We start from the raw sequence: 22,225 nt of genomic DNA on the forward strand, positions 1-22,225 counted from the left end.
CTCCCAGTCATTTCCATCTCAGTTTTATTAATTAAGACTTCTAATTTCACACTATGAGAGATCCCTGGAAGTACCTGGCCTTCCCTATTGCCGCAATCATAGGATATCTGGCATCTCTAGGTCTTACAAGTGTAGTCGCAAACAGTACAGGCCTAGCAGAAGGAGTTGCCAAATTTGCTGTCATAGGAGGTACAGGCCTCGTTGCAGGGTTCATGATTGATGAAGTCATCCCGGCTTACATCGAGAAAATCCGTGAAGGCGGATCCGGAGGCGATATGGGCGGTGACTTCGGCGGTGGCGGCGGAGATGACGACTTCGGCGGTGACATGGACTTTGGATAGAAAGAAACTTTTTCTAGGCCTCTTACTCGTATTTTTTGTTTCAGCGGCAGCCGCAGCTACGTATGGCTACAGCGGCTATAATTCGTATAACGGGCTTGCATTGATTAATCTTGACGATCCGCAGCAGGTCCTAACGGCTTTTGTGGCTCCATTCCTACTCATTACATTGATTTTCCAGAGAGGATACTACAAGGCACTTTCGTTTACTCTAGCTGATGAGCCCACGAATATGTGGCCTTCTCCTGATGAGGATGATGAACGGGTCAGGATAAAGAAGTACTCGATGATAATGTCTCTGGCAACTGCGGGTATGATTGTTCCTACGCCCTGGTTCAATCTGATCCGCAACTGGGTTGCAGCTCTATTTGGAATGATAGGATTCCTGTTCTTCGGAGCTATATTTGCTGCATTTGTCTACGTTCTGTGGAAGGCCTTCTCCTAGAAGGGCTTAATGCATTTAAATGAGGAGACTAAACAATTTACGTATGAAAAGGAAGATTCTGGCTCTTTCCGGATTTCTAACATCAATAACAGCCTCTGCATCAGCACAGGTTACAGGAGGGTCAGGTGAAATTACTTCCGTATTCGCCATACTAGGCCAGGTACTGGGGATAGATATAGGCAATCCCTACAGCGCACTGGCACTTCTAGCTACTCTAGGTATAATGTCTCTTTCTACCTACATCGTTCTGAAAGAGGCCTTCAAGAAAATGGATATGCTTGATACGGTACTACCGGGAAGCGGCCGTAACGGAGGAGGCAGAAATATTCTGGCACTTCTATCCGTTCTTATAACATTAACAATATTCGGTACAGGAGCTGCAGCAGGCATAATTCAGGGATTCCAGGCAATATTCCTTCTTGGATTCGTATTCATGATGATAGGAGGAGGAGTATTCATCATGATCGGTGGATCAGGAATGATTCTAGGAGGAGGGTCCAAGGCAATGGGTAAGTTCTCCAAAGATGCAGCTGAAGGGATATCTGAAGGTATGGAAGCCGTAGGAGAGATAGATGATATACTGGGAACAGCAGAAAGAGAGGCACAGGACGGTGCGGAAAACAATGATGAAGAAGAGGAAGAAGAGGCCGCTGAAAGGATAGAGAGGGCGCTTGAACTGATGAATGAAGTACTAGTCAACACTGCAGGAGATCTTGACTCAAAGAGAAATGAAGTAACAGATGCTGTAGGGAAAGTAGAAGAGGCTATAGGCCTGGAAGAAGACGAGTTTGAACAGCTTGGATACATCGACCAGCGCTTCAAGAGAGCAAATATCTTCCTTCATGAGGCCTCACAGGTAGTAGAATCTTCAGGTCCTGGAGGATCAGATCTGTTGAATGGAGAAGGAGCATTTAATCTTACTGATGACTGGTCTGACCAGATCAGCATTGGAGCTTTACAGGGAATAGAAGGATTACATAAGAACAGTCCTGGTATGTCTGCTTCGGATCTTTACGGCCTTGCAGGAGTCAGAGAGGATTTCGAGAAGATCAATCAGTCCCTGGATATGATGACTGAGGAGCTCAGTGAAGAAGAGGGCGATATGGCAGAGGCCTTCCAGGAGCTCGTTGATGCAGTTGAGGCTGCTGTCGGGTATCATGAGATTCTTCAGGATCTTGGAGAATTGCTTGATGAAGCAGAGAGGGACGATGAGATGCTTGAACAGCTTGCTCAGTCCAGAGATTGGCGCAGACTTTACAATGAAGCTGATCACGAGGAAGATGAGGAGAGGCAGCTTGAGAACAGGAAGGCCGAGATTACAGGAGAGGAAGATGCTTTGAGAAGCGAGCTTAACTCTGCTGTAAATCTTCTGAAGAAGCATTTGCAGGAGGATGACAGGATTATCCAGGAAATAAGAAATGAGCTCGAAAACGATGAAAGAAGTATTGAAGACGCTCTGTCAACGCTTTCAGGCGAGCTTGAAGGCACAGGCTACGAGTCTGCTCTTGGAGAGCTTGATAATATGCTGGCATCTATAGAGGCCAGAATCGAGCGCATAGAAGATGAGGATATAAATGAAGAACAGAGGGAGAGAGAAGTTATCCAGCAGGCTCAGCAACATCTGGAAGGATAGGCCTGATTTTCTTCTAATTATTTAAACCGGGAGAGGAAAGTATGTACTATGGCGGATTTCGGTGGAGTTGATGGCTCGGCTTTTGATGAGGCCTATGAAATCCTGAGTCAGGAAAATCAGGAGACTATAGAGGCCTATCGTCATAATTCGCCTACACATGAACAGATTAACCATATTGAAGAAGTGCTGAATATTCTACGTTCTCTTAGAGGAGACATCAGTCAGGGCCTTGAAGATCAGTCTAGAGAGATGGATGATGCTATAAGCAATCTTGAACAGGTGACAGGCCTTGATCGAGAGGAAGATGATCTTGCCCATCAGCTTGAATCACAGTGGGAGGATTTTGAGAGAAAAGTCACGGAGGAGTTTGAAAGAGCACAGGCCCAGAAAACTTCACGTACTCAGAAGATGCGGGAAGGTATTGGGTCACGATTTTCGGGAGTTTTCGGCGATGATGAAGAGGATGATTCCAATTCAGCGGAGGATTCCGGAAGAGCACAATCCATAGTATATTATCCTGATCAACTGGAGGCCCAGTTAGCTACTATGGAACAGAAGTTCCTGAATCCTCTTTTACGTAACGAGGAGCAGAAAACAGAGCAGGAGCAGGCCCTGAAAAATCTTACACAGGTACTGGAGACTTCAGTTGAACTCCATCAACAGGCTAACAAGTACAAAATGATTCTTCTGAAGGCCAAAAACGATGTACAACTACAGGAGCAGCTTGCAGAACAGTCCCATATTGACTGGTTCAATCAGGAAGTTATGGAGGCAGGTTCTCAGGAACAACGGCTTGAGAGACAGGTAGAAGAAGTTATGAACGCTGAAAAAGCGTTAGTCGATAGATTTGAAGAGGCCTCTAATTTGATTCAGGAGATACTGAATATCGATCAGGATATAATGGATACTATCTCGGCAAATTCCGGTGAGAAAAAAGGCCGTGCACAGAAAGCTATAGGATCCTTGACTTCCGGAGAAAATACCGTAGTAGATATGCTAGAGTTCATTAACAGTGTACACTCTGAGAACGATTATTCGATTGTTGCTCAGAGGATAAATGACGGTATCAGACCTAAAATAGCACAGATTCAGAGAATGGAGGATACGGATATACGTCGGGAGCAGAAGCTCGCTGAAGAAGTCGAGGACTACGTTGCAGAGCACAGAAGACTTTTCGAGCAGCAGCAAAATGAAATTGAACAGGAGGAAAGAAATCTTACACCGGAAGGCCCTGTAGATGATGCTAGGAACGGTGCACCGCCAGGGACGCGTGAGTTTATACAGAAGATAGAGGAGTTGAGGGATCTCATGAATCAGGGTATTCTTGAGGATCTAAGAAATGCTGAACAGAATTACAGAAGAGTGTACAGGATTGATCAGGACGAAGTCGAGAACGTAAAAGATTTCGAAGGCAGAGCTCAGAAGCTTTCAGATGATCTTGGGAGGATAGAAGAGGATTTCAGGGATAAAACTCCGTTTGAAAACGCGTATCAGGCCCAGGATGGCTCAAAGCGCCTGAAGATGGAGATGGAGAAGCTGATGAACGGAGAGGATCCTTTCAGTGCAGGCCTCAGGCCTGTAGCTAATCTTATTGAACAGCTTCAGGCAGATCTACAGAAAATATATTCTGATGAAAGTGAGGAAAGAAATCACTTCCAGTCTGCACATGAGTCTCTTCAGCAGGAAGTTGTAAGGATTCGAGAGGTTATCGCCGCAGTAGATGAACTTGAATCAATGGTTGAAGAGTTCCGGGATCCAGATCATCCACGCAACAGTGTGAACGGAGAATCACATCCATACAGAGCATACCACGATGCCTTCCTGGCGGCCAGCAGAACATTGTTCGATGGAAATGATAGGGAGGTCCAGCAGCGTTTACACAATTTGATCGGTAGTATTGTAGAATGGATAAACAATCTTGAACAGGAAATAGAAAGGCTAGATGGAGTAATGAGCGAGGTAATCAATGAAGAGGATATCGAGATAAATGCCTTCAAGAATGAAATCGAAGTCCTGCAGAGAATGCTTGAGATGCTTGAGGAAACATTCCAGGGAGATATTAACGAGCCTATACCCAGTCCTGTAAGCCAGAAAATTGATCAAATAGACAAGGCCTTGAGAAAGATAGAGGAGAAACTGGAAGATCTGGAGTCAAGAAAAGAAGGAGAGGAAACAGAGTTCGAAAACGAGGAAGATTTCTTTGGTGATCTGGGCGACGACATGGATACTGCTTCAGATGAGGCAAATACTGTATTCGAGGAGGATGAATCAATGTTCGACGAAGAATTTGACGACGATTTCGGAGAATTCTAGTTCCTGTATACAGGCCTCAATACTTTCCGTTTCGATTAAAGCTACGTTCTTTACGCAGTATAGCCATTCAGAGGCCTCTAGTTGCTTTCTATTACTGGTTTAATTATTTAAAGGAGGAAAGGCAAATTCTAGGTATAAAGAGGTAATAAAGAATGGCGACAATGCAAACTGTGATGACTCAGGTCATGAATAATCCGACTGTATTTATTGCAGGCCTGGCGATTGGATATATTGGAGCTAAACTCCAGAGAAAGCTCGGCCGTAACAGCGGCGGCTTTGGCGGAGGTGGCTTCTGATGGCAGATAAGAAATTCCACAGATATCTATACGATATCGAAAACTGGATTGACGAAGTTGTCATCGCAGTTCTTTCATTCGGAGCGATCTTTGTCGCAACGTATGTAATGTTCATAGCACCTGGCCAGATCAGTTTCCTGGATCTAGGGAACACTCTTGAGCCATGGATCACGATGCTCGCACTGATGATAATCGGAAGAGAGCTTTGGCTGATCAAGAATGCGATGTACCAGAAATGGGACATCGAAGAAGGTGAATAACTGAATGGTGCAGTCATTTGGAGGCCTAATGGAGACACTTACAGGGATAGACTTCTTTACAGGCCTTCTTCCATTCGTTATTACTTATACTGTATTTTTCTTCATACTGAGATATCTAGCTTCAGAAGTACTTTTCGATGGCTGGGATGACAACAAGCCAGATCAGTTCGCAGCTATTCTATCGATAGCGTTTGCCTTCTTCACGGCTAACTTCATACTGAATCAGCCGTGGGCAGCAGCATTCTTCTCACAGTACCTGGGAAGACTTACAGTGATCATAGTAGGCCTCTTAGGATTACTGGCCTTGCTAGGATTCGTCGGAATAGATCTTGACAGCAGCAAGACCGGTGTAGGATGGGTGATGGCGTTACTTGTCATTGCAGCCTTTGCAGTATCCGGTGGAGTCAGTTCAATCCTGCCGGTGTCAAGCAGGAATGCTGCTATAGCATACCTGTCCAATGGCCTCACATACATGATTGACTCAGGCCTGATCTTCCTAGTACTGATCGCAGGACTGCTCTATTACACAATGAGAGATCCAAGCAGTGGCAGCAGCGAAAGAATGCAGTGGTTCACACCTTTCGGAGGAGTTCAGAAAGGTGGCGACGATGAAGATGGGGGGTAGGTGATTCATTAGATGGGAGCCTTTGAGATAATAATCCAGACAATGACAGAGATGGGCTTCCGTCTATTCCTACCTTGGCTTCTTGTCCTAGCTATAACCTACGGTCTTCTGGAACAGTACGAGATAATAAGCAGTGAGACACAGGTAAACGGCTCCATCGCTCTGGCGATGGCTTTCTTCACGATTCTTGGAGTTAACCAGTACGCTCCAGCAGGCATATTCACTAACTTTGCGGCTGCGATGGCTTTCGGCCTCTTTGGGCTTCTGGGATTGATGATTCTTATCGCTGTAACAGGCTATGATATGTCGCAGTTTGCAGAGAAAGGTACGCCACGCTACTTTGCATATACTATCTTCATAGTATCATTCATCACGATCGTAGTAACATATGTGGATATAGGGACAGTAGTAGGAGAGGGCATGAACGCCTTCAATGATGTAATCCTGCCAATACTGATCCTGATCTTCTTCATACTGCTTGTAAGAGAAACCACAAAGTAGAGGCCTTATTTTCTAGGCATATCAGTAGTATTGAAAGAAGCAGTCAAGTTTAGAAAAAAGAGAGATATAAAGAAAAGAGGCCGTTTTTCTATTCCGACCTGAATGCATCCATGTCGATATCATCGACTTCCTGATTCGACACGGAGCTATCTGTTTCAATACCCTGTTCTCTTTTTATCTCCTGTACAAGGCCTGTCAGGTCACGGATGTTGTCTACAAGGGATGGAAGAATCTGCTGGAAGGCCTTCTCCAGGCCTCCGATCCGTGATTCATAGGAATCAATATGGTCTTCAACTTCGTCCATCTTCTGTACGAATTCTTTCTGATCTTCATCGTCTCTTACTTCCAGATCATGTACACGACTGTCAAGTTCTTCCAGTTTCTCCTCTATCATATCGAGTTCAGAGTACACGTTCTGGAACTCTGTCTCCACTTTCTGGAAGTTCTCTGCAATTATTGTTTCGATAAGCTCCTCGATCTGAGGGTCTACTGTATTTTCACCGGTCTGTAGCTGTGGCTGATTCTGCTGATTCCCGCTACTTTGCTGTGTCTGTTGCTGCATCTGCTGGTTCTGCCCTTGGTTCTGATTTTGGTCTTCCTGGTTGTAGCCTTCGTCCATAGGACTTACAGCCTCGTCGTCTCCTTGGTATGGGCTCATTGGTTCTGGTCCTCCGCTGTTTGAATCTCCGGTTGCCGAAGAGGTCACCACGTTGTTGATTGCTCTGTTGATGTCATCCGATGAGTACTGTCCCTGCAGCTCGTTTCTGATCTGATCTTCATCGTATCCCTGCTTGAACATTCCCTTTACAGTTCTCTTCAGGTTTCCGCCTCCAACTTGGCTGATACTTTGCTGCTGTTGGGACTGAGAACTAGAGTTGCCGGACTGACTGTTGCTGTCATCATCGTCTTTTAATCGTCCGAAAAGCTTGAAATCCATGGTTTAACCTCTTAGTACTTGAAAATCAATTTGTGATTGCTCCTATTTAACTTCACTGTCTGTATCGGCGTTTTCACGCTTCTGCTCTCTCAGTTTCTTCTCCACAAGTGACTCAACTTCGTCCTTTGAAACGTAGTCTTCCTCGATCATCTCCCGCACCTCTTTCTCAGTCATGAAAGATGAATTTATAGGGTTCATGAGGTTCATGTAGTTCTCTATCTCATCCAGTTCCTGAGAAGTCACGAACTTTCTTTTCTCCCTGTTAATGTTCTTTATATCAACTTCAAGGTTTGCCACACGATCGCTTAACTCATTGACGTCATTTTCCAGCTCCTGTATATCCTCGCTGTTGGACTCCGTCTTGTTCATAATGGTGTCATCAAGAGTATTAACTCTCGCAGAGAGGTTCCTGATCTTCTCTTCCAGGTCTCGGACTCTTCGATTGAAGTCGTTAACCCGGTCAACTACCTGGTTTATGATATTCTGCTGTGGCATCCCTACCTAACCTTTTACCAATGCTCAAATAACAATGTTAGGTATGGACGTAAAAAACAAGGATGTATTCGACTACGAATACGACGACGAGACAGGAACAGTCGAAATCAACATGCTTGGATCGATCTATGGGGCCTCTATAGAGGATTATCCTGAAGTCATGTCCCGTGTAATCAACATTCTACAGGAGATCCCGGAAGCAGGAAACGTAGTACTATCCGAATCAAGAGAATATGAGTATGAAGAAGATCAGATAAGGCTTCTAAGAGAGATAGCGAACGCAGTAAGAGATATTTCAGCACAGGGATATCTTTCACAGGATATAAAGAGAGATAAATGCAGCCAGCTGTACGATCAGCATCTACCGGAAGTACAGAGAATAGTATTTGACAAGTTAAGGAGAGATCCTGTAGGGGCCTACGTCAAGCTTATTAGAAAGGAAAGACACTTGAGACAGGATAAAGACCATGCGTATCCTCAGCAACAGCGCTGTATCAAGTATTTTATACAGGATGTGATTAAACCTGTCAAAAACACTCTGGAACAGTGTGAAATGATTCAGAGAGCACAGGACTATCTTACAGGATATCACGTTGGCGATAGAGAGATCTACAGGGAATTTTTCCACCCTCTTGTAAGGCCTAACTTTATGCTTACAAAGTACATGTCTCTTCCTCCTGAAAGAGGAGAGGAGAAAACTAGATATACTGTAAGAGACGATATCGAAGTTTCTGTGTATGAAGTCCCTGATCAAACAAGGCCTGTATATCACGTTGATCCCCCGGAGTTCAATCTTCCTGAGGAGAAATACAAACTCTTGGATGCAGCTAGACGTTTCATGGCCTCTCACAAGCCGGATGAAGGAGAGTTCGCAAGGCCTGAAAGAATGAATGAAGTCTTCGAGAACATCGGCAGGGACATGCTGAGAGATATTGCGAATCAGATGGGCCTCAAACTTTCACTTGACGAACTCGACAAGCTTACAGATATACTTAACAGATATACTTCAGGCCTGGGAGTACTAGAGATTCTTTTGACTGATCCAAAAGTACAGGACGTCTACATTAACTCTCCGATCGGAGATGCTCCGATTTACATTACGCATCAGGACTTTGAGGACTGCGAGACAAATCTTATTCCAACAAAAGAGGAGGCCGAATCCTGGGCCACACGCTTCAGGATCCAGTCTGGAAGGCCTCTTGACGAAGCAAATCCTGTTCTCGATACAGAGACAGAGGTACAGGGAGGCCGTGCCCGTGTAGCAGTAATACAGGAAAATCTCTCTCCTTCAGGCCTTGCATTTGCTTTAAGGCGCCACAGGTCCCGTATATGGACGCTTCCACTGTTTATACAGAATGGAACTATAAATTCTATCGGGGCAGCAGTGCTTTCCTTCCTTGTGGATGGTAATCGTTCGCATCTATTCGCAGGGACGCGTGGAGCAGGAAAGACGTCTCTTCTATCAGCTGCTATGCTGGAAATCATGAAAAATCATCGTATAGTTACTGTAGAAGATACTCTGGAGCTTCCTATACCTCAGATGAAGGATCTGGGATACAATATAGAAAGGATGAAATCTCGCTCTGTAATTACGCAGGTTGAAAATGAAATGAGTGCGGATAATGCTATTCGTACCTCTCTCCGTCTTGGAGACTCTGCGCTTGTTATTGGAGAGGTCAGATCTGATGAGGCCCAGGCCCTTTATGAGGCTATGCGTGTGGGAGCTGTAGCGAACTTTGTTGGAGGTACGATTCACGGAGAGGATGCCTACTCTGTTTTTGATCGTGTAGTCAACGATCTGGATGTTCCACGTACATCTTTCAAGGCTACAGACATCATAGTTTCTGTAAATAAAATCAGAAGCCCAGATGGCTTAGAGACATATAGAAGGGTTACGGGTATTACAGAGGTCAGAAAAGAATGGGACGAAGATCCTATGAAAGAAGATGCGTTTGTTGATTTAATGAGGTACGATAATGAGAAAGATGAGCTTGTGCCTACAGATACTTTGCGCAACGGTGAGTCGGAGATAATAAGCAGGATTGCGGAGAATGTACAGGGATACAAGAATGACTGGGAAGCTGTATGGGACAATATACAGCTAAGGAAGAAGATAAAGGAGGCTATAGTGGAGAAAGCAGAGGAAACAGGCAATGACGAGCTTTTAGAGGCTGAATTTGTAAACAAGTGCAACCAAAGATACCATATTCTTTCGCGCAAGGTAAATGACGAATACGGAGAACAAGACACGGAGAGAATTTATGCGCGCTGGAAAGAGTGGCTTGACAGACAGGTGTGAAATTAGGTGTCTGATGAGAAAGACAAACGTAAAGAGAAAATAAACGAGATAGTTGACAATCTCGATAGAGATATCGAGATGCCTCCATATACACAGAGCTCGGGCGACCGGGGATACTCTCGTCGATACAAACAGTACAAGCAGGAAGAGATAGATTCTGGAGAGAAAAGCACCTACGAAAAATTGTGCTATAAGATGGCATCTCTCTTGCAGCTTAGTGCGGATGAATCAATTCAAAACAAACTTAATCCATCTTTGAACCTGTTGAGAATGCAGCTAACTCCTGGTATGGTGCTTTCTGGGGCTGTAGGAGTTGGATTTTTCTCCTTTATGATATGGGCTTTCGTCTTTGCTATCAACTTTATTATAGGCCCTATAATACCGGTTTCTCTCATGATAATTTCTCTTGTTGCCCCTATAGGGGCAGGTGTCTACATGTTCTACAAGCCAATGTTTGATGCAAAGAACAAAGTTATAGAAAGCAGTGGCGAAATGATACTTGCAATACTTTACATGGTAGTATACATGCGTTCCAGCCCAAATCTTGAAGGAGCAGTAAGATTTGCAGCTCTTAATCTTAATGGCCCTGTTTCACATGATCTAAAAGGCGTTTTATGGGATCTAGAAGTAGGAAAGTTCAACAGGATAGATGAATCTCTGGAGAATTACACTGAAAACTGGAAAGACTTCAACCAGGATTTCCTGGAGTCGCTGAACCTCTTGCAGGCAGCAATGGACGAGTCAAACGATGAAAGACGTGAAAAGATGCTTCAGGATGCAATAGACAACATTCTGGAAGGAACCCAGGAGAAAATGAAGCACTATGCTCAGGGCCTTAAAACGCCTGTAATGATAATAAACGCCATGGGAGCGATGCTTCCTGTATTAGGTATGATTATGCTACCTCTTATCTCTGTATTTATGGGGGGAGTTATTACACCGATCCATCTTGTCATAATATTCAATATAATGCTTCCAGGATTTCTCTGGGTATTCATGCAGAGGGTTCTAAGCTCTAGGCCTCCAACAGTATCTTCTAGGCCTGTAAATACTGATTCGATGCCGCCAAGAGGCAAGTATGAAATTGAGTTCATGGGAGATAAGCATAGGTTGCCTACATGGCCTTTAGGCGTCATAGTATTCTGTATTGTCGCCATGTATGGTGTTATTGGCTATTTAATCTATCCTCACATGTTTCCTGTAGAAAATATCAGTCCTGGAAGCGTTCCATCCATATTTATGTCTGGTAGCGAGTCTCTTGCACCTCTGCCTATGCTTATGCGATCTGTATCTATTGTTATGGCGCTAGGCCTCGGTTTTGGGATTACAAAGTATCTGGGGAATATCAACAGGCGTGATGCAGAGCAGCAGATAGAGGAGATGGAGAGCCAGTTCCCGAATGCACTTTTCGAGCTTGGTAACAAGGTTTCTGGGGGTACGCCTATGGAGATTGCACTGAAAAAGGCGGCTGATGCGACGCAGGATCTTGAGATATCGAAGCTTTTCGAAGAGGCCTATGAAAATATTGATCAGATGGGTATGACTTTTGAACAGGCTATATTTGACGAGCGCTACGGTGCCTTGAGAAGCTTTCCAAGTCAGATGATTGATACTATTCTTACTGCTATTCTTCGTTCATCTCAAAAAGGTACTAAGATGGCGGCTACTGCTATGCTTACGATTTCCAGGTATCTAAAAGATGTTCACAAGACTGAAGAAACTCTTAATGATTTGATGGAAGAGTCTACAACTACTATTGAGATGCTTGCATACATGCTGGCTCCTATAATATCTGGAGTTGCTGTAGGAATGTCGCAGACGATTATAACAGCTATGTTCAAGCTTTCTACATCTATTAGCGCAGAGCAATCTGGCAGTACTCTTCAGGGAGGAGCTGCAGGAGGTGCAGGATTTGGAGGCATGATCGGCAACTTGAAAGAAGCTATCCCGCCAGAAATGCTACAGTTTGTAGTTGGGATTTATTTACTCCAGCTGCTTTACATACTAGGTACTTTCTACATGAAAATTGTCCATGGAGAAAATATGACATACAAGAATCTCTTCATTGGCAAAGTGATGGTAACAGGCCTGATATTTTATACTCTTACGTTGACAGCCATCTCTGTCATGTTCGGTGGAGCTATATCCACGATGTAGAAAATCTTTATACGTGGCTTGACAAATATATGATGTGAAAATGCAGGAAATCGTGGCTATCGCTGTCTCACTTGGAGTAGGTGCATTAATGATAGCCTTATGGGGTAAGGAAGTTTTATGAGGGTCTTGAGAAGCTGGATGGTTTACAGGAAAGGAGAAGATATGATGATGTCCGAGATAACTATAGGAGTTCTTGCGATAGCTATAGGGGCATTACTGGCTGCTGCAGCTTCCGGCATGCTAGGTAACAGCGGTATAACGGCAATGATAATGAGTCCTCTCTCCGAAATGACTGCAGGTGCCTTATAATGGCAGGACAGCAAATTAACAGGATGATGAGCATCGTACTTATACTTCTCTTTGTAGTAGTGCTCGGATCCTTCGCATTCACAATGGTAGGGGAAGCTGAATCTTCGGCAGTAGGAAAGATACAGATTAACAGCACACAGGCTATGACTCAACTTATCGTATACGACACACTGATAGCACACAGCTGCACCGATGAAAAAGGAGGTTACAGAAACTACCTTGATAGCTGGGCAGAATTCAGGGAAGAATACGACTTCGGCCTTCTTGAAGGAGCAGGATCCAGTCTTAGATGCTCTGCTTCAACTTCAAAGCTTCCGCTTTCACAGGGATTCTGGGATGAAGTAAACCCATTCGACAACGACAACTGGCTTAACGATCAACAGGGCAAATACTCCAGAAAAAATTTTGTCATAGAGGGAGATGATCCTGTCGAACTAGGTCCATGCATAATCAATGAAGGGAACAACAAAGATATGGTGTTTTTCGTAACGGATGACAAAGTGGCAAACACGCTCACATGGAACAAAGGATATAGTTTCAACAACGGAAATGATTATGTGAGTGCTTGGGAGTGTAATAGAATACATGGCGGTAGCGGCAATGGGGGTACATCTGATGGGCCTGTAATTGTCCTGAATGTTATTGGTGCTGATGAAGCAAATCCAAATACGCGGAGTGTTGGTGCATGGAACAACTTCAACGATGCAAATACAGGAGGTGCTCATGACATTCCGCTTCACTTCTACGAACTCTGTAAAGGCACATCAGGATACATCCAGACCAATGTAGCTAATAACAATGATGAAGTTGATGATGGTGCTGACAGAGGACCTCATATATGGCGCAAAAGTGGCTCATATACTGCTGAACAGCCTCCTGGGGATCCTGATCGCGAAGTAGGAGGGAAGTCACGTTCCAACAGGATGCATCCGTACATAGTGATAACTAACTGGGAGTCCTGTGATTAAGAAATTTATAAGAGGAAAAACAAAGGCCTTAATGTGGAACGAAAAGGATTTGACATGCCTATATCCGCTGTACTTGCTATAGTTTTGGGAGTTCTGTTTATAGCGGCTTACTGGGCTGCAGTATCAGGATACTTTGATACCACTGCACAACAGGCCACAGGACTGGCGGAGGCCCTGCCATGAAAACTAGCAAAGGATTCAATTTCTCTATAAGAACAGTCATGATTGTAACTGTTGGAGTAATAGCTGCTCTAGTTATAATGTCATTTCTGAACGATGGCACAGGCCTTTTCTCAAATTTCACAAATAGAACAGTTCCAGAGGGTGGTTTTGTTGGACAGCCGTAAAGCAGTCACTCTTTCGATAAAAACTGTTCTGTTGCTTATGATAGGCGCACTAGTCGTACTCAGTATCATGGGCGCCTGGGGCGCATTCGAAGGAAATCTAAGTGATACAGTCGGCGATTCAAATCAACAGGCACAAGATCAGTCCAGCCAGGCTTCTTGTCAGCTGGAGTGCAGACAGGAACATCTGAGCGGTGGAGGTGAATACGAGGCCTGTGTTCAGAGCTGTTCGTAATTTAAAATCCAGTAAGGGGGCTATAATGGCCTCTACCGTATTTATAGTTGTTTCTGTAGTTGTATCTGGTCTTGCAATGGATATAAGCATTAATACGGTTGTTGATTCATTTCAATCGGCCAGCGACCAAAGTGATGTTAACTGGTTCTCCACTAATATAGCGGCTAATGCCAAGCAGCTGTGCGAGACATCTGAGGAAAGAGTTGTCCCTCTAGATAGTAGCTACACACGGTATATCTCAGGTCTTCAGGGCATCAGTGTGGAAACTCAGGAACAGGTTATTCCCAGTTATGGTGCTGCTCCATCGACTACGATATACTATAACAAGTTTATACTCTCCTTCGAAGGAGGTGCAGATGATAAAGAAGTTACTATAGAGTCTGAGAGCTCAACTTACAGCGGTGGAGGTCCAGATGATTTTTCCTGCCAGACGATAGAGTTCAACGGCACTCAGACAGGTAGCTCCATCCAGAACCTAGATGGATCCCAAAGATATGATTACCGTCTCTACTCTGAACAGGAAGGAGAGGTAACTGTAGAAGTAGTTGAAAGTGGTGAGGCATGACACTATCTGACAGAGCTGTTGTATTTTTGGTAGCTACTCTTTTGTCAGCAGCTACTTTGTCCACGGCAGGGATAGCTGAACAGAACAGCGTCTTCCAGAACAAGATTTTCGAACTCAGAGGCCAGCAATTAGCCAATGATATAGATGCCATGATGTATACGGATGAAGGATACCTTGAGAAAAGACTGGCATCTGAAACAGATCTAACTATCACATCAGGAGACTCAGGTATGAAAATAGTGCTTGAGAGAGAAGGCCTGGACGATGTAGAGGCACCACTGGATTCAAGTCCGAGCTCGACAACTTTAGAGGACGTATCTTACCTCTGCATACATAAGCATAGATTCAATCCAGTTCAGGGAGTGGCTGAACTGGTAGATGTGGAGGGAGGACAATGTTAGATAATCGTATCGCACAGGCTGGTGTTATGGTGGGCGTAATGGGGCTTCTATTTGGAATGGTATTGGCTCCTATACCGAACGTGGCCTCTGAATATGTCTTACAAGGTATACTTGGAGACATGACTTTTCACTATGGTCGACATCAGGCTGCTTTTGAGGCATATCAGATAACAGCATCACCATCAAATCCAAACTATCTGGTTGAAGATTACGTGATTCAGACGGCGGTTGACAATCCTTCCGACTGTGAAAACTCCAGGGGGGACTACTTCCAGTTCGAAAGAAGTGTGCTTGATGATGGAAACTGTGTTGAGACTCCGGATACTGCATATACATATGGGTACTATGGCACAGGTGCAGCGTATCAGCAGGAAATAACAGATACTCCACCAAGAATATCGTTTTACGTTAGAGACGATGGCCCAAACTCAATGAATCTCGAATTAAGTGAACAAACACTGAATACGTTACCATTTTATCAAGAGGATTAGAAATATGTTTAAGGAGGTAGAAAGAAATGGCTAGCATCGCGGATGGACTTTTCTTTCCAATAGCTGCTGTAGCCACGGCCGCATTCATTGCATTTGTAGTGGCCATAATACCTCAGGCGACTGCAGATCTTACTACTGCTGCTAACAGGCAGACGGCACAGTTAGAAGTACATTCTATGATGTCTACATTGTTCCACGGACAATCTTACAGTGCCGATGATGGGACGCCAATAACAGATTATCAAACTATATCCTATCTTATCTGCGGCAAAAACCCTGATAATGGAGGCTGGCTGGACATAGGCAATCAGGAATACCTTGATACAGGTGAAATAGAACTGGCCTCTCACTATGAGATACGGATTTCAACACCGGATCTATGTGGCAACAGCAAATGGAATCCGCCTGAAGGATATGCGGGAGTAGACTCAGGTCAGACTGTAAACAGCTACTATGATGTAATGCTGCCTGTGAGAGGAGGGGAAACAGCCCGTATACGAATGGTGTATGGATTTGACTAAGAGAAGACAACAAAAAGGACAGTCGATGCAGATACTTCTTTTCGCTTTAGTAATAGTAGGCCTTGCTGTAGGCGTAATGTCATTTACACAGGTAATGACTGCTCCACAGATATTCGGTTCTACCATGGATGATGTACCGGTTATCTCAGAGGCCCAGTCCAGGACGGATAACGTGGCTAATTACTATGTGCCGCTTTCAGCGCACTACTCCATGGCACAGGGCGTGTATGATGTAGGACAGGCCAACGACATAATAATGACGTATCAGAATCTCCAAGATCATTACGGTGACGAGGTGGACGACGTTGAAGTAGCATCACAGTATACATTTGAGGGGTATATACAGGATCCAGAATGGGAAATAGGAAGATGCACTATAGAGGTGCCTCCGAAAGATCTTGAGGTCGGGATAAACTCCACTCTCGTGAACGTCACCAAGGAAAACTACAACGATCCATTCGTCAGAACCCTCTGTGAAGGTGGTGATGTAGAGGTACAAACACAGAGTAACAAAGACGAGGCCCAGAAAAACACGTCCAATATCCGTTTCCATCACCTCATGGTGATGACTATAAACGGCCTGGAGGCGGTTCATGAGGAATCTGAAACTGCAAAAGATGATGACGATTACTACGGCACTGTAACTGAAGAAGGGGCCTGTTATCTCGATGGGAACGATCCCCAGACAAAAGAGGAAAAAGCCAGACAGGATGCCAGGCAAGAATCATATGACTCCGCAGTAAGCGAGATTCTAAGTCTTCAGGAGAGATTTGAGGAAGCAGGATGGAACGCAGTAGATAATATCGAAGTATCTGAAGACGAAAATACAGGTATATTTGGCAGAATTATAAATTTTGTTACGTTCTGGGAGACGGATAATACATTTGACTGGAGCTTCAATGTCTACGAAAACTCCACAGAGATTAGCGAACAGTCAAATGAGCTTAGCGACTGCGAATGTGCAGAATATGACTGCGAAGGATACATAGATGATAGTACATACGAATACGATTCATCCGACAGTCAGTGCAAACATGAAGATGAACCCTTTGGAAGCCCAAATTGTGATGAATACAGCGGGGTAGTCCACGATGGGTCAGGAAGCTGTGAAACAAGTTATCATCCTCCAAAATGCGATCCCGGATACAGTTTCAACTCGAGCACCAATACATGTGAATCTGATTATGGCAATGACTGGGAGTTCGCCTGCGATCAGAATGACTACTACCTGGATACCAGTGATGAAGAATGCGTACACGATAATTCAGGAGAAGATGCAACCTGTGATAGCTCGGCAGCCAAAGAGTCCGGCGGCGACTGTGTACACGATGGAGAAAGACCTAGTCCAGTATGCGTGCTACAGCCTGTAAAAGCAGAATCTGAGACATACTACGAACTGAAAGACTACAAAATGCAATCATACACCGAGGACGAAAAATACGAAATACCTGTGGAAGATGGATGGGAAAACCTTGAGATCAAACGAAGATACCCATACGACTTCCCAGAACCATAGGCAGCAGAGATAAAAATTTTCACTACAAATACACCAACCAAGTGACTACCATATGACACAGGATACAGCAGACGACAACACGGTATACATTGGCTCAAAAACAGCAATGAGCTACGTACACGCCGTAGTAACTCAGTTCAGCGAAGGACAGGAAACAGTACACATCAAGGCCCGAGGAAAAGCAATAAGCAGGGCAGTAGATGTGACTGAATTCATAAGAAATCGCTTCGTAGAAGACGCAGAGATAGAAAATATAGAAGTAGGAACAGATCAGATCGAGACAGATGAAGGCGGAGAACTCAACGTATCTTCAATACAGATCGATCTAACAAAATAATTCCCCAGAGGCCTCATCCAGAGGCCCAGGGAAAATCTATTTTTATCGAATAAGGCTTATTTCTCAAAGGATTTTTATACAGGCATAGATAACAACACACTATATGGAACGTAAAGGAATCTCTCAGGTATTATTCTTGATAATAGCAGCATCCGTACTGATGATGGTAGCACTAACGCTCATTTTCATGTTCCAGTCCGGTGCCGGAGATACTACTCAACAGGCCCAGACACAGACATGCATATCATCTGTACAGGCTAAATGTAACAGCTTCGGAGATGAATATGTGAGAATGCCTGGGGCATGCATAACAACAGTTGATGGACAGAGACAGATGCTTCCAAACACATTCGCGCCACATACTCAGGGAGCTAATGGATACAGTTCGGTATCGTCGCTTTCAGGGACTTCAGGCGCTGTCTATGCTGACTGTGGAGAAGTTTCATGAGGTATAGAGAATGGATAAGACTCTGGAGATAGTGCTGGTGGCAACCACGCTCGTAGTAGCATCTGTAGTGGTTGTCTCCATGCTTCAGGGCCAATCCAGCAGCTTTGGAGATTTTTCTGAGGGCCAGACGAGCTCAGCATCATGCGGACTTGGTTACCAGCAGTGGCAGCAGTCGATTGACTGTGGTGGGGGATCCGCAGACACGACCTCACGATCAGATGAACTGGAGAGCGAGTATGATGACTGCGAGTGGACTGACAGTCCCAGCGCCAGTGAAGCATGCTAGAAGCCATTTTTCAAATTTCTTTTATACCTCCATCCACAATAGAACTCTATGGATAAGACGCTGGAGATAATCATGGTCGCCATGACACTTGTAGTAGCGGCCGTAGTAGTTATTTCCATGCTTCAGGGAGAATCAGGAGATTTTGGTGAGTTCTCAGATGGACAGCAGGAGAGCTCTCAGTGCGGACTTGAAGAACTCAAATACGAGAGAGCTCTTGATAAGGAATCCTGTTCGGAAACAACTGCAGCTGAGAACATAAGAACAGGCTCCAGTTGTGACTGGGCAGGAAGCAGCAGCCAAGCATCAGACTACTGCTAGAGATCCAGAAAATCTTCTACCACTTTTTCTATCTCCCATATCTCATTCTCCTCAAACTCAGGCCTTTCATCCATGTTGACACCGATCAAAGGAACAGGATTCAAAGTATGCGATGTATTAGGAGAGGCCTCAGACCCCATATCTTCGCAGTTGCCGTGATCAGCTGTAATCAACATCCTGTAATTAGTATCTTTCACTTTCTCAGCTAAACGCCCTATATTTCTATCAACAGTCTCTACAGCAGTCTTTGTAGCTTCTAGATCACCAGTATGGCCTACAAGATCGCAGTTAGCAAAGTTCAACAGGATAAAATCTTTCTCTCCTTCATCCAGGACCTCAATCACCACATCACAGATATCATCGGCATGCATCTCCGGCTTCTGATCATAGGCCTTGATCTTATCTGATTCAACGAAGTGACGCTCCTCGTGTTCAAACTCCAGTTCTCTCTGACCGTTGAAAAAGAATGTGACGTGAGGCCTTTTCTGAGATTCTGCTACGCGTAGCTGTGAGAGGCCGTTCTTTTCTATCTTTTCTCCAAGCGTGTTTTCCACGATATTTTTCTCGAAGAGTACAGGATTTTCAAAATCTTCTCTGTAAAGGAACATAGATACAAAGTTAGGCCTTACAGAGTTATTGAAATGTTCAAAATCATCTTTTAGGAATGCTTCAACTATCTGCCTCTCCCTGTCCGCACGAAAGTTATAGAAAACGACTTCATCCTCCATTTCCATACCTTTGTAACTTTTTGAGACGGAGGGCTGGACGAAGTAGTCGTAATCGCCTTCATTGTAAGTCTTTTCCACAGCCTCTCTTGGATCTGAGAATTCGAAGCCTTCGGCATCTGCCATAGCTCTGTAGGCCTTATGTGTACGCTCCCAGTTGTGATCGCGGTCCATGCTGTAGTATCGGCCCATGACTGTCGCGATTTCTCCGCCGAATTCCTCTGTCCATGCCTCTATCTGTTCTAAAAATTTCTCCGCACTTTTTGGCGCGACATCTCGTCCATCGGTAAAGCAGTGAATCTTGACTTCGATATCGTATTCTGAAGAAATTTCTAGCAAGGCCTTCAAGTGATCTATATGGCCGTGAATCCCGCCATCTGAAATTATTCCTGCGAAGTGTACGGTAGTATTGTTTTCCTCAGCTCTATCCAGGGCCTCCTTCAAAGCTTCTTTATCGCGAAGTTCGTTGTTTTCAATAGCATTGTTTATCCTGGTGAGTCGTTGATCGATTCTTCGACCAGCTCCTAGATGCAGATGGCCTACCTCAGAGTTCCCTGTGTATCCTTCAGGAAGGCCTACGGCAGGTCCGGATGCGTCTAGCTTGGCGAACCCGTTGCGAGCCATGAGTTTTCCTATGTTGGGTGTGTCCGCCTGTTTGAATGCGTTACCTTCTGTCTCTTTTCGGAGGCCTACGCCGTCCATCACTACGAGGAGTACTGGTCTCACAGACCTCTATTCGTTCTTGCTGTTTAATAATCTAAGAGGTCTTTTCGCCCGGATTTTTTCTGTTGTTCTGCGTCAGTGAAAAAGGCTTTTAACGTTTTGATGGAATGATTTCTACAGGTGAATTCAAAAAATGGCTGGCGATGTAATTTTCGGCGATGAAGACGATTCTGAAAATGAAACAGAGAAAGAAGTAGTTGTAGAGGATACAGAGACAGAAGAGGAAGCTAAAGAGGAAAGCCAGCAGGATGTACTATTTGAACAGGACGAGTCCAAAGATGAAGACTCGGAGGCCTCCAGCGATGAGGAAAAATCAGCAGGCCTGAACGACTTCTCGGATGATACGGAAGAATCAGAAGATGACTCTGGAGATGACTCTGAAGACGAATCCGGTCAGGATGTATTGCTCGGCGACGAAGAGGAAAGCTCCAGCGAGCAGGAATCTGAAGAAGATGAAGAAAGTACGGGAGACTCAGATCAGGACGAAGAAGAGGAAGAATCTCTGGGAACTGATGAAAAGGCCTCTTCGATGGATTTCGATCCCGAAAAAGTCAGGGAACTGGAGGAGAAGCTTGAAGGCTTGGAAGCTGAACTTGAGAAAATAAGAGAGCAGACGGGAGAGGAGAAAGATATCTCCGGCCTTGAAGAAAATGTAGAGGAGCTTGAAAATCAATTCGAGGAGCTTGCGGAAGTAGAGGACAGGCTTGAAGAGATGGAAACTGTTGATCCGGGCCTTGAACAAGAAGTAAACAGGATAGAAAACGATTTCGAGGAAAGATTTGAAGACGTCAAATCGACTATATCCGATATAGATACTGAAGAAGAACTGAAAGATCTCAGAGAGGATCTTAACAAGGTGAAGGATCGTCTGGCCGAGAAATCAGGCCTTGTAAAGGATATAAGATCAGAAGTATCTGATCTGGAAGAAGAGCTCGAGGAAGCAGAGGCCTCGGAGCCGGAAAACATCGAAGAAGTTCAGGAAAAAGTAGAACAGCTGGAAGAAAGAGAGCTTGTCGATCAGGAGGAAATAGACGAACTCCGTGATCTGATCGATGAAGAACCTGAAGGCCTTGAAGATTTAAGGGAAAAAGTTTCGGAGCTTGAACAGAAGGACTTCGTTGAGAAAGAAGATCTCGACGAGCTGCGGGAAATGATTGATGAGCAGCCTGAAGGCCTGGAGGATCTCCGTGATAAAGTTTCGGAGCTCGAAGAGCAGGATAATATAGAGGAAAAGCGTGTAGAACAGCTGGAAGTAGCTCTCGACAATCTTGAGACTCGTCTGGATAAAGTAGAGTCAAGCAAGAGTCAGGAAAAATTCTCAAAGCTTGAGGAAGACGTTGAAAACGTTAAATCGATTGTAAATGACTTCAAATGGCTTTTCAACGACTTCGATGATCTTTCACAGCTAAAGCTCCTGTCGATGGATGAGTTCAAGGAACTGAAAGGTACAGGGCAGGAGACGCCTATCGATCAACAGGTGCTGGAATCTCTTGACAACAAGCTAGAGGCAGTTATAGAGGCCTCAGTGACTGAAGAGGAACGTATCAACAATCTTGAGTCCCGCGTAGCGGATATAGAGCAGGCTGTAAATACTCAGACAAGAGATGAGGATGTAGAAATCCTTCTTGACAGGATAGAGCATCAGGAAGAACAGATTGAAGAGATAAGAGAAGGCTACAGAGAGCTGGGAGAAATGATGGAGATCCTGCTACAGGAATACAGGAATCAACAGTAAATTT

Annotated in this window: 28 protein-coding genes; 25 read left to right on the plus strand and 3 right to left on the minus strand. The window is 44.6% G+C overall.

Annotation, left to right across the window (positions count from 1 at the left end):
* Positions 1-53: 53 nt before the first annotated feature.
* The 8 genes from ACK3SF_RS00460 (at position 54) to ACK3SF_RS00495 (ending at position 6,411) form a co-directional block, all read left to right on the plus strand.
* Positions 54-341 (plus strand): hypothetical protein, encoded by a 288-nt coding sequence (locus tag ACK3SF_RS00460; protein WP_414837864.1) that lies wholly within the window; start codon positions 54-56, stop codon positions 339-341.
* Complete coding sequence (locus ACK3SF_RS00465; protein ID WP_414837865.1) at positions 307-783, plus strand: hypothetical protein; 477 nt, start codon at positions 307-309, stop codon at positions 781-783. Before ACK3SF_RS00460 ends, ACK3SF_RS00465 begins: the two co-directional genes overlap by 35 nt.
* Positions 784-826: 43 nt before the next feature.
* Positions 827-2,416 (plus strand): hypothetical protein, encoded by a 1,590-nt coding sequence (locus ACK3SF_RS00470; protein ID WP_414837866.1) that lies wholly within the window; start codon positions 827-829, stop codon positions 2,414-2,416.
* Between the two features lie 48 nt (positions 2,417-2,464).
* Entirely contained in the window at positions 2,465-4,729 is a 2,265-nt protein-coding gene (locus ACK3SF_RS00475; RefSeq protein WP_414837867.1) for a hypothetical protein, read from the plus strand.
* Positions 4,730-4,881: 152 nt separating this feature from the next.
* A complete protein-coding gene (locus ACK3SF_RS00480) occupies positions 4,882-5,025 on the plus strand; it encodes a hypothetical protein (RefSeq protein ID WP_414837868.1) in 144 nt (47 codons plus the stop codon).
* Positions 5,025-5,285, plus strand: a complete 261-nt coding sequence (locus ACK3SF_RS00485) for a hypothetical protein (protein WP_414837869.1) — start codon at positions 5,025-5,027, stop codon at positions 5,283-5,285. The genes ACK3SF_RS00480 and ACK3SF_RS00485 overlap by 1 nt, the downstream gene beginning before the upstream one ends.
* 4 nt (positions 5,286-5,289) lie before the next feature.
* Positions 5,290-5,910, plus strand: coding sequence for a hypothetical protein (locus ACK3SF_RS00490; protein WP_414837870.1), 621 nt, complete (start codon positions 5,290-5,292; stop codon positions 5,908-5,910).
* A gap of 12 nt (positions 5,911-5,922) precedes the next feature.
* Positions 5,923-6,411: a hypothetical protein gene (locus tag ACK3SF_RS00495; RefSeq protein ID WP_414837871.1), complete on the plus strand. Its 489-nt coding sequence runs from the start codon at positions 5,923-5,925 to the stop codon at positions 6,409-6,411.
* A gap of 88 nt (positions 6,412-6,499) precedes the next feature.
* Here ACK3SF_RS00495 and ACK3SF_RS00500 read toward each other — a convergent pair whose 3' ends face one another.
* On the minus strand, positions 6,500-7,348 hold the full coding sequence (locus tag ACK3SF_RS00500) for a hypothetical protein (RefSeq protein ID WP_414837872.1): 849 nt from the start codon (positions 7,346-7,348) through the stop codon (positions 6,500-6,502).
* 42 nt (positions 7,349-7,390) lie between these two features.
* Positions 7,391-7,843, minus strand: a complete 453-nt coding sequence (locus ACK3SF_RS00505; RefSeq protein ID WP_414837873.1) for a hypothetical protein — start codon at positions 7,841-7,843, stop codon at positions 7,391-7,393.
* A gap of 43 nt (positions 7,844-7,886) precedes the next feature.
* Here ACK3SF_RS00505 and ACK3SF_RS00510 point away from each other — a divergent pair, with 43 nt between their 5' ends.
* The 16 genes from ACK3SF_RS00510 to ACK3SF_RS00585 all read left to right on the plus strand — a co-directional run bounded on the left by ACK3SF_RS00510 (position 7,887) and on the right by ACK3SF_RS00585 (position 19,038).
* Positions 7,887-10,142: an ATPase, T2SS/T4P/T4SS family gene (locus tag ACK3SF_RS00510; protein WP_414837874.1), complete on the plus strand. Its 2,256-nt coding sequence runs from the start codon at positions 7,887-7,889 to the stop codon at positions 10,140-10,142.
* Positions 10,143-10,148: 6 nt separating this feature from the next.
* On the plus strand, positions 10,149-12,299 hold the full coding sequence (locus ACK3SF_RS00515; protein ID WP_414837875.1) for a hypothetical protein: 2,151 nt from the start codon (positions 10,149-10,151) through the stop codon (positions 12,297-12,299).
* Between the two features lie 138 nt (positions 12,300-12,437).
* Positions 12,438-12,608 carry a hypothetical protein gene (locus tag ACK3SF_RS00520; RefSeq protein ID WP_414837876.1) on the plus strand — a complete coding sequence of 57 codons (171 nt, stop codon included), beginning with the start codon at positions 12,438-12,440 and terminating at the stop codon, positions 12,606-12,608.
* On the plus strand, positions 12,608-13,576 hold the full coding sequence (locus ACK3SF_RS00525) for a hypothetical protein (protein ID WP_414837877.1): 969 nt from the start codon (positions 12,608-12,610) through the stop codon (positions 13,574-13,576). The genes ACK3SF_RS00520 and ACK3SF_RS00525 overlap by 1 nt, the downstream gene beginning before the upstream one ends.
* 33 nt (positions 13,577-13,609) lie before the next feature.
* Positions 13,610-13,759: a hypothetical protein gene (locus ACK3SF_RS00530; RefSeq protein ID WP_414837878.1), complete on the plus strand. Its 150-nt coding sequence runs from the start codon at positions 13,610-13,612 to the stop codon at positions 13,757-13,759.
* Positions 13,756-13,923, plus strand: a complete 168-nt coding sequence (locus tag ACK3SF_RS00535; RefSeq protein ID WP_414837879.1) for a hypothetical protein — start codon at positions 13,756-13,758, stop codon at positions 13,921-13,923. Before ACK3SF_RS00530 ends, ACK3SF_RS00535 begins: the two co-directional genes overlap by 4 nt.
* Positions 13,910-14,155: a hypothetical protein gene (locus ACK3SF_RS00540; RefSeq protein ID WP_414837880.1), complete on the plus strand. Its 246-nt coding sequence runs from the start codon at positions 13,910-13,912 to the stop codon at positions 14,153-14,155. Before ACK3SF_RS00535 ends, ACK3SF_RS00540 begins: the two co-directional genes overlap by 14 nt.
* 25 nt (positions 14,156-14,180) lie before the next feature.
* Positions 14,181-14,720, plus strand: a complete 540-nt coding sequence (locus ACK3SF_RS00545) for a hypothetical protein (protein WP_414837881.1) — start codon at positions 14,181-14,183, stop codon at positions 14,718-14,720.
* On the plus strand, positions 14,717-15,121 hold the full coding sequence (locus ACK3SF_RS00550) for a hypothetical protein (protein WP_414837882.1): 405 nt from the start codon (positions 14,717-14,719) through the stop codon (positions 15,119-15,121). The genes ACK3SF_RS00545 and ACK3SF_RS00550 overlap by 4 nt, the downstream gene beginning before the upstream one ends.
* On the plus strand, positions 15,115-15,612 hold the full coding sequence (locus ACK3SF_RS00555; protein WP_414837883.1) for a hypothetical protein: 498 nt from the start codon (positions 15,115-15,117) through the stop codon (positions 15,610-15,612). Before ACK3SF_RS00550 ends, ACK3SF_RS00555 begins: the two co-directional genes overlap by 7 nt.
* A gap of 26 nt (positions 15,613-15,638) precedes the next feature.
* A complete protein-coding gene (locus ACK3SF_RS00560; protein ID WP_414837884.1) occupies positions 15,639-16,133 on the plus strand; it encodes a hypothetical protein in 495 nt (164 codons plus the stop codon).
* Complete coding sequence (locus ACK3SF_RS00565) at positions 16,126-17,649, plus strand: hypothetical protein (protein ID WP_414837885.1); 1,524 nt, start codon at positions 16,126-16,128, stop codon at positions 17,647-17,649. The genes ACK3SF_RS00560 and ACK3SF_RS00565 overlap by 8 nt, the downstream gene beginning before the upstream one ends.
* 52 nt (positions 17,650-17,701) lie before the next feature.
* Entirely contained in the window at positions 17,702-17,986 is a 285-nt protein-coding gene (albA, locus tag ACK3SF_RS00570; protein ID WP_414837886.1) for a DNA-binding protein Alba, read from the plus strand.
* Positions 17,987-18,089: 103 nt separating this feature from the next.
* The gene (locus tag ACK3SF_RS00575; RefSeq protein WP_414837887.1) at positions 18,090-18,434 is read left to right on the plus strand and encodes a hypothetical protein; all 345 of its coding nucleotides are present in this window, start codon (positions 18,090-18,092) and stop codon (positions 18,432-18,434) included.
* Positions 18,435-18,444: 10 nt separating this feature from the next.
* Positions 18,445-18,720, plus strand: coding sequence for a hypothetical protein (locus tag ACK3SF_RS00580; protein ID WP_414837888.1), 276 nt, complete (start codon positions 18,445-18,447; stop codon positions 18,718-18,720).
* A 48-nt stretch (positions 18,721-18,768) separates the two neighbouring features.
* Positions 18,769-19,038 (plus strand): hypothetical protein, encoded by a 270-nt coding sequence (locus ACK3SF_RS00585; RefSeq protein ID WP_414837889.1) that lies wholly within the window; start codon positions 18,769-18,771, stop codon positions 19,036-19,038.
* Here the strand turns inward: ACK3SF_RS00585 and gpmI are convergent.
* Entirely contained in the window at positions 19,035-20,489 is a 1,455-nt protein-coding gene (gene gpmI / locus ACK3SF_RS00590; RefSeq protein ID WP_414837890.1) for a 2,3-bisphosphoglycerate-independent phosphoglycerate mutase, read from the minus strand. The two genes, ACK3SF_RS00585 and gpmI, sit on opposite strands and share 4 nt — an antisense overlap.
* Positions 20,490-20,619: 130 nt before the next feature.
* Between gpmI and ACK3SF_RS00595 the strand changes: the two genes are divergently transcribed.
* The gene (locus tag ACK3SF_RS00595; RefSeq protein ID WP_414837891.1) at positions 20,620-22,221 is read left to right on the plus strand and encodes a hypothetical protein; all 1,602 of its coding nucleotides are present in this window, start codon (positions 20,620-20,622) and stop codon (positions 22,219-22,221) included.
* Positions 22,222-22,225: the final 4 nt, after the last annotated feature.

Source organism: Candidatus Nanosalina sp. VS9-1, from assembly GCF_047555085.1.
GTDB lineage: Archaea > Nanohalarchaeota > Nanosalinia > Nanosalinales > Nanosalinaceae > Nanosalina.

What these genes read in the sequence shown, in the direction of transcription:
- ACK3SF_RS00550 (WP_414837882.1), top strand. Translation starts at nt 14,717, where the DNA reads ATGACACTATCTGACAGAGCTGTTGTATTTTTGGTAGCTACTCTTTTG.
- ACK3SF_RS00585 (WP_414837889.1), top strand. Translation starts at nt 18,769, where the DNA reads ATGGATAAGACGCTGGAGATAATCATGGTCGCCATGACACTTGTAGTA.
- ACK3SF_RS00465 (WP_414837865.1), top strand. Translation starts at nt 307, where the DNA reads ATGACGACTTCGGCGGTGACATGGACTTTGGATAGAAAGAAACTTTTT.
- ACK3SF_RS00500 (WP_414837872.1), bottom strand. Translation starts at nt 7,348, where the DNA reads ATGGATTTCAAGCTTTTCGGACGATTAAAAGACGATGATGACAGCAAC.
- ACK3SF_RS00480 (WP_414837868.1), top strand. Translation starts at nt 4,882, where the DNA reads ATGGCGACAATGCAAACTGTGATGACTCAGGTCATGAATAATCCGACT.
- ACK3SF_RS00525 (WP_414837877.1), top strand. Translation starts at nt 12,608, where the DNA reads ATGGCAGGACAGCAAATTAACAGGATGATGAGCATCGTACTTATACTT.
- ACK3SF_RS00505 (WP_414837873.1), bottom strand. Translation starts at nt 7,843, where the DNA reads ATGCCACAGCAGAATATCATAAACCAGGTAGTTGACCGGGTTAACGAC.
- ACK3SF_RS00470 (WP_414837866.1), top strand. Translation starts at nt 827, where the DNA reads ATGAAAAGGAAGATTCTGGCTCTTTCCGGATTTCTAACATCAATAACA.
- ACK3SF_RS00545 (WP_414837881.1), top strand. Translation starts at nt 14,181, where the DNA reads ATGGCCTCTACCGTATTTATAGTTGTTTCTGTAGTTGTATCTGGTCTT.
- ACK3SF_RS00555 (WP_414837883.1), top strand. Translation starts at nt 15,115, where the DNA reads ATGTTAGATAATCGTATCGCACAGGCTGGTGTTATGGTGGGCGTAATG.
- ACK3SF_RS00575 (WP_414837887.1), top strand. Translation starts at nt 18,090, where the DNA reads ATGGAACGTAAAGGAATCTCTCAGGTATTATTCTTGATAATAGCAGCA.
- ACK3SF_RS00475 (WP_414837867.1), top strand. Translation starts at nt 2,465, where the DNA reads ATGGCGGATTTCGGTGGAGTTGATGGCTCGGCTTTTGATGAGGCCTAT.
- ACK3SF_RS00460 (WP_414837864.1), top strand. Translation starts at nt 54, where the DNA reads ATGAGAGATCCCTGGAAGTACCTGGCCTTCCCTATTGCCGCAATCATA.
- ACK3SF_RS00510 (WP_414837874.1), top strand. Translation starts at nt 7,887, where the DNA reads ATGGACGTAAAAAACAAGGATGTATTCGACTACGAATACGACGACGAG.
- ACK3SF_RS00495 (WP_414837871.1), top strand. Translation starts at nt 5,923, where the DNA reads ATGGGAGCCTTTGAGATAATAATCCAGACAATGACAGAGATGGGCTTC.
- albA (WP_414837886.1), top strand. Translation starts at nt 17,702, where the DNA reads ATGACACAGGATACAGCAGACGACAACACGGTATACATTGGCTCAAAA.
- ACK3SF_RS00560 (WP_414837884.1), top strand. Translation starts at nt 15,639, where the DNA reads ATGGCTAGCATCGCGGATGGACTTTTCTTTCCAATAGCTGCTGTAGCC.
- ACK3SF_RS00595 (WP_414837891.1), top strand. Translation starts at nt 20,620, where the DNA reads ATGGCTGGCGATGTAATTTTCGGCGATGAAGACGATTCTGAAAATGAA.
- ACK3SF_RS00580 (WP_414837888.1), top strand. Translation starts at nt 18,445, where the DNA reads ATGGATAAGACTCTGGAGATAGTGCTGGTGGCAACCACGCTCGTAGTA.
- ACK3SF_RS00535 (WP_414837879.1), top strand. Translation starts at nt 13,756, where the DNA reads ATGAAAACTAGCAAAGGATTCAATTTCTCTATAAGAACAGTCATGATT.
- ACK3SF_RS00490 (WP_414837870.1), top strand. Translation starts at nt 5,290, where the DNA reads ATGGTGCAGTCATTTGGAGGCCTAATGGAGACACTTACAGGGATAGAC.
- ACK3SF_RS00485 (WP_414837869.1), top strand. Translation starts at nt 5,025, where the DNA reads ATGGCAGATAAGAAATTCCACAGATATCTATACGATATCGAAAACTGG.
- ACK3SF_RS00520 (WP_414837876.1), top strand. Translation starts at nt 12,438, where the DNA reads ATGGTTTACAGGAAAGGAGAAGATATGATGATGTCCGAGATAACTATA.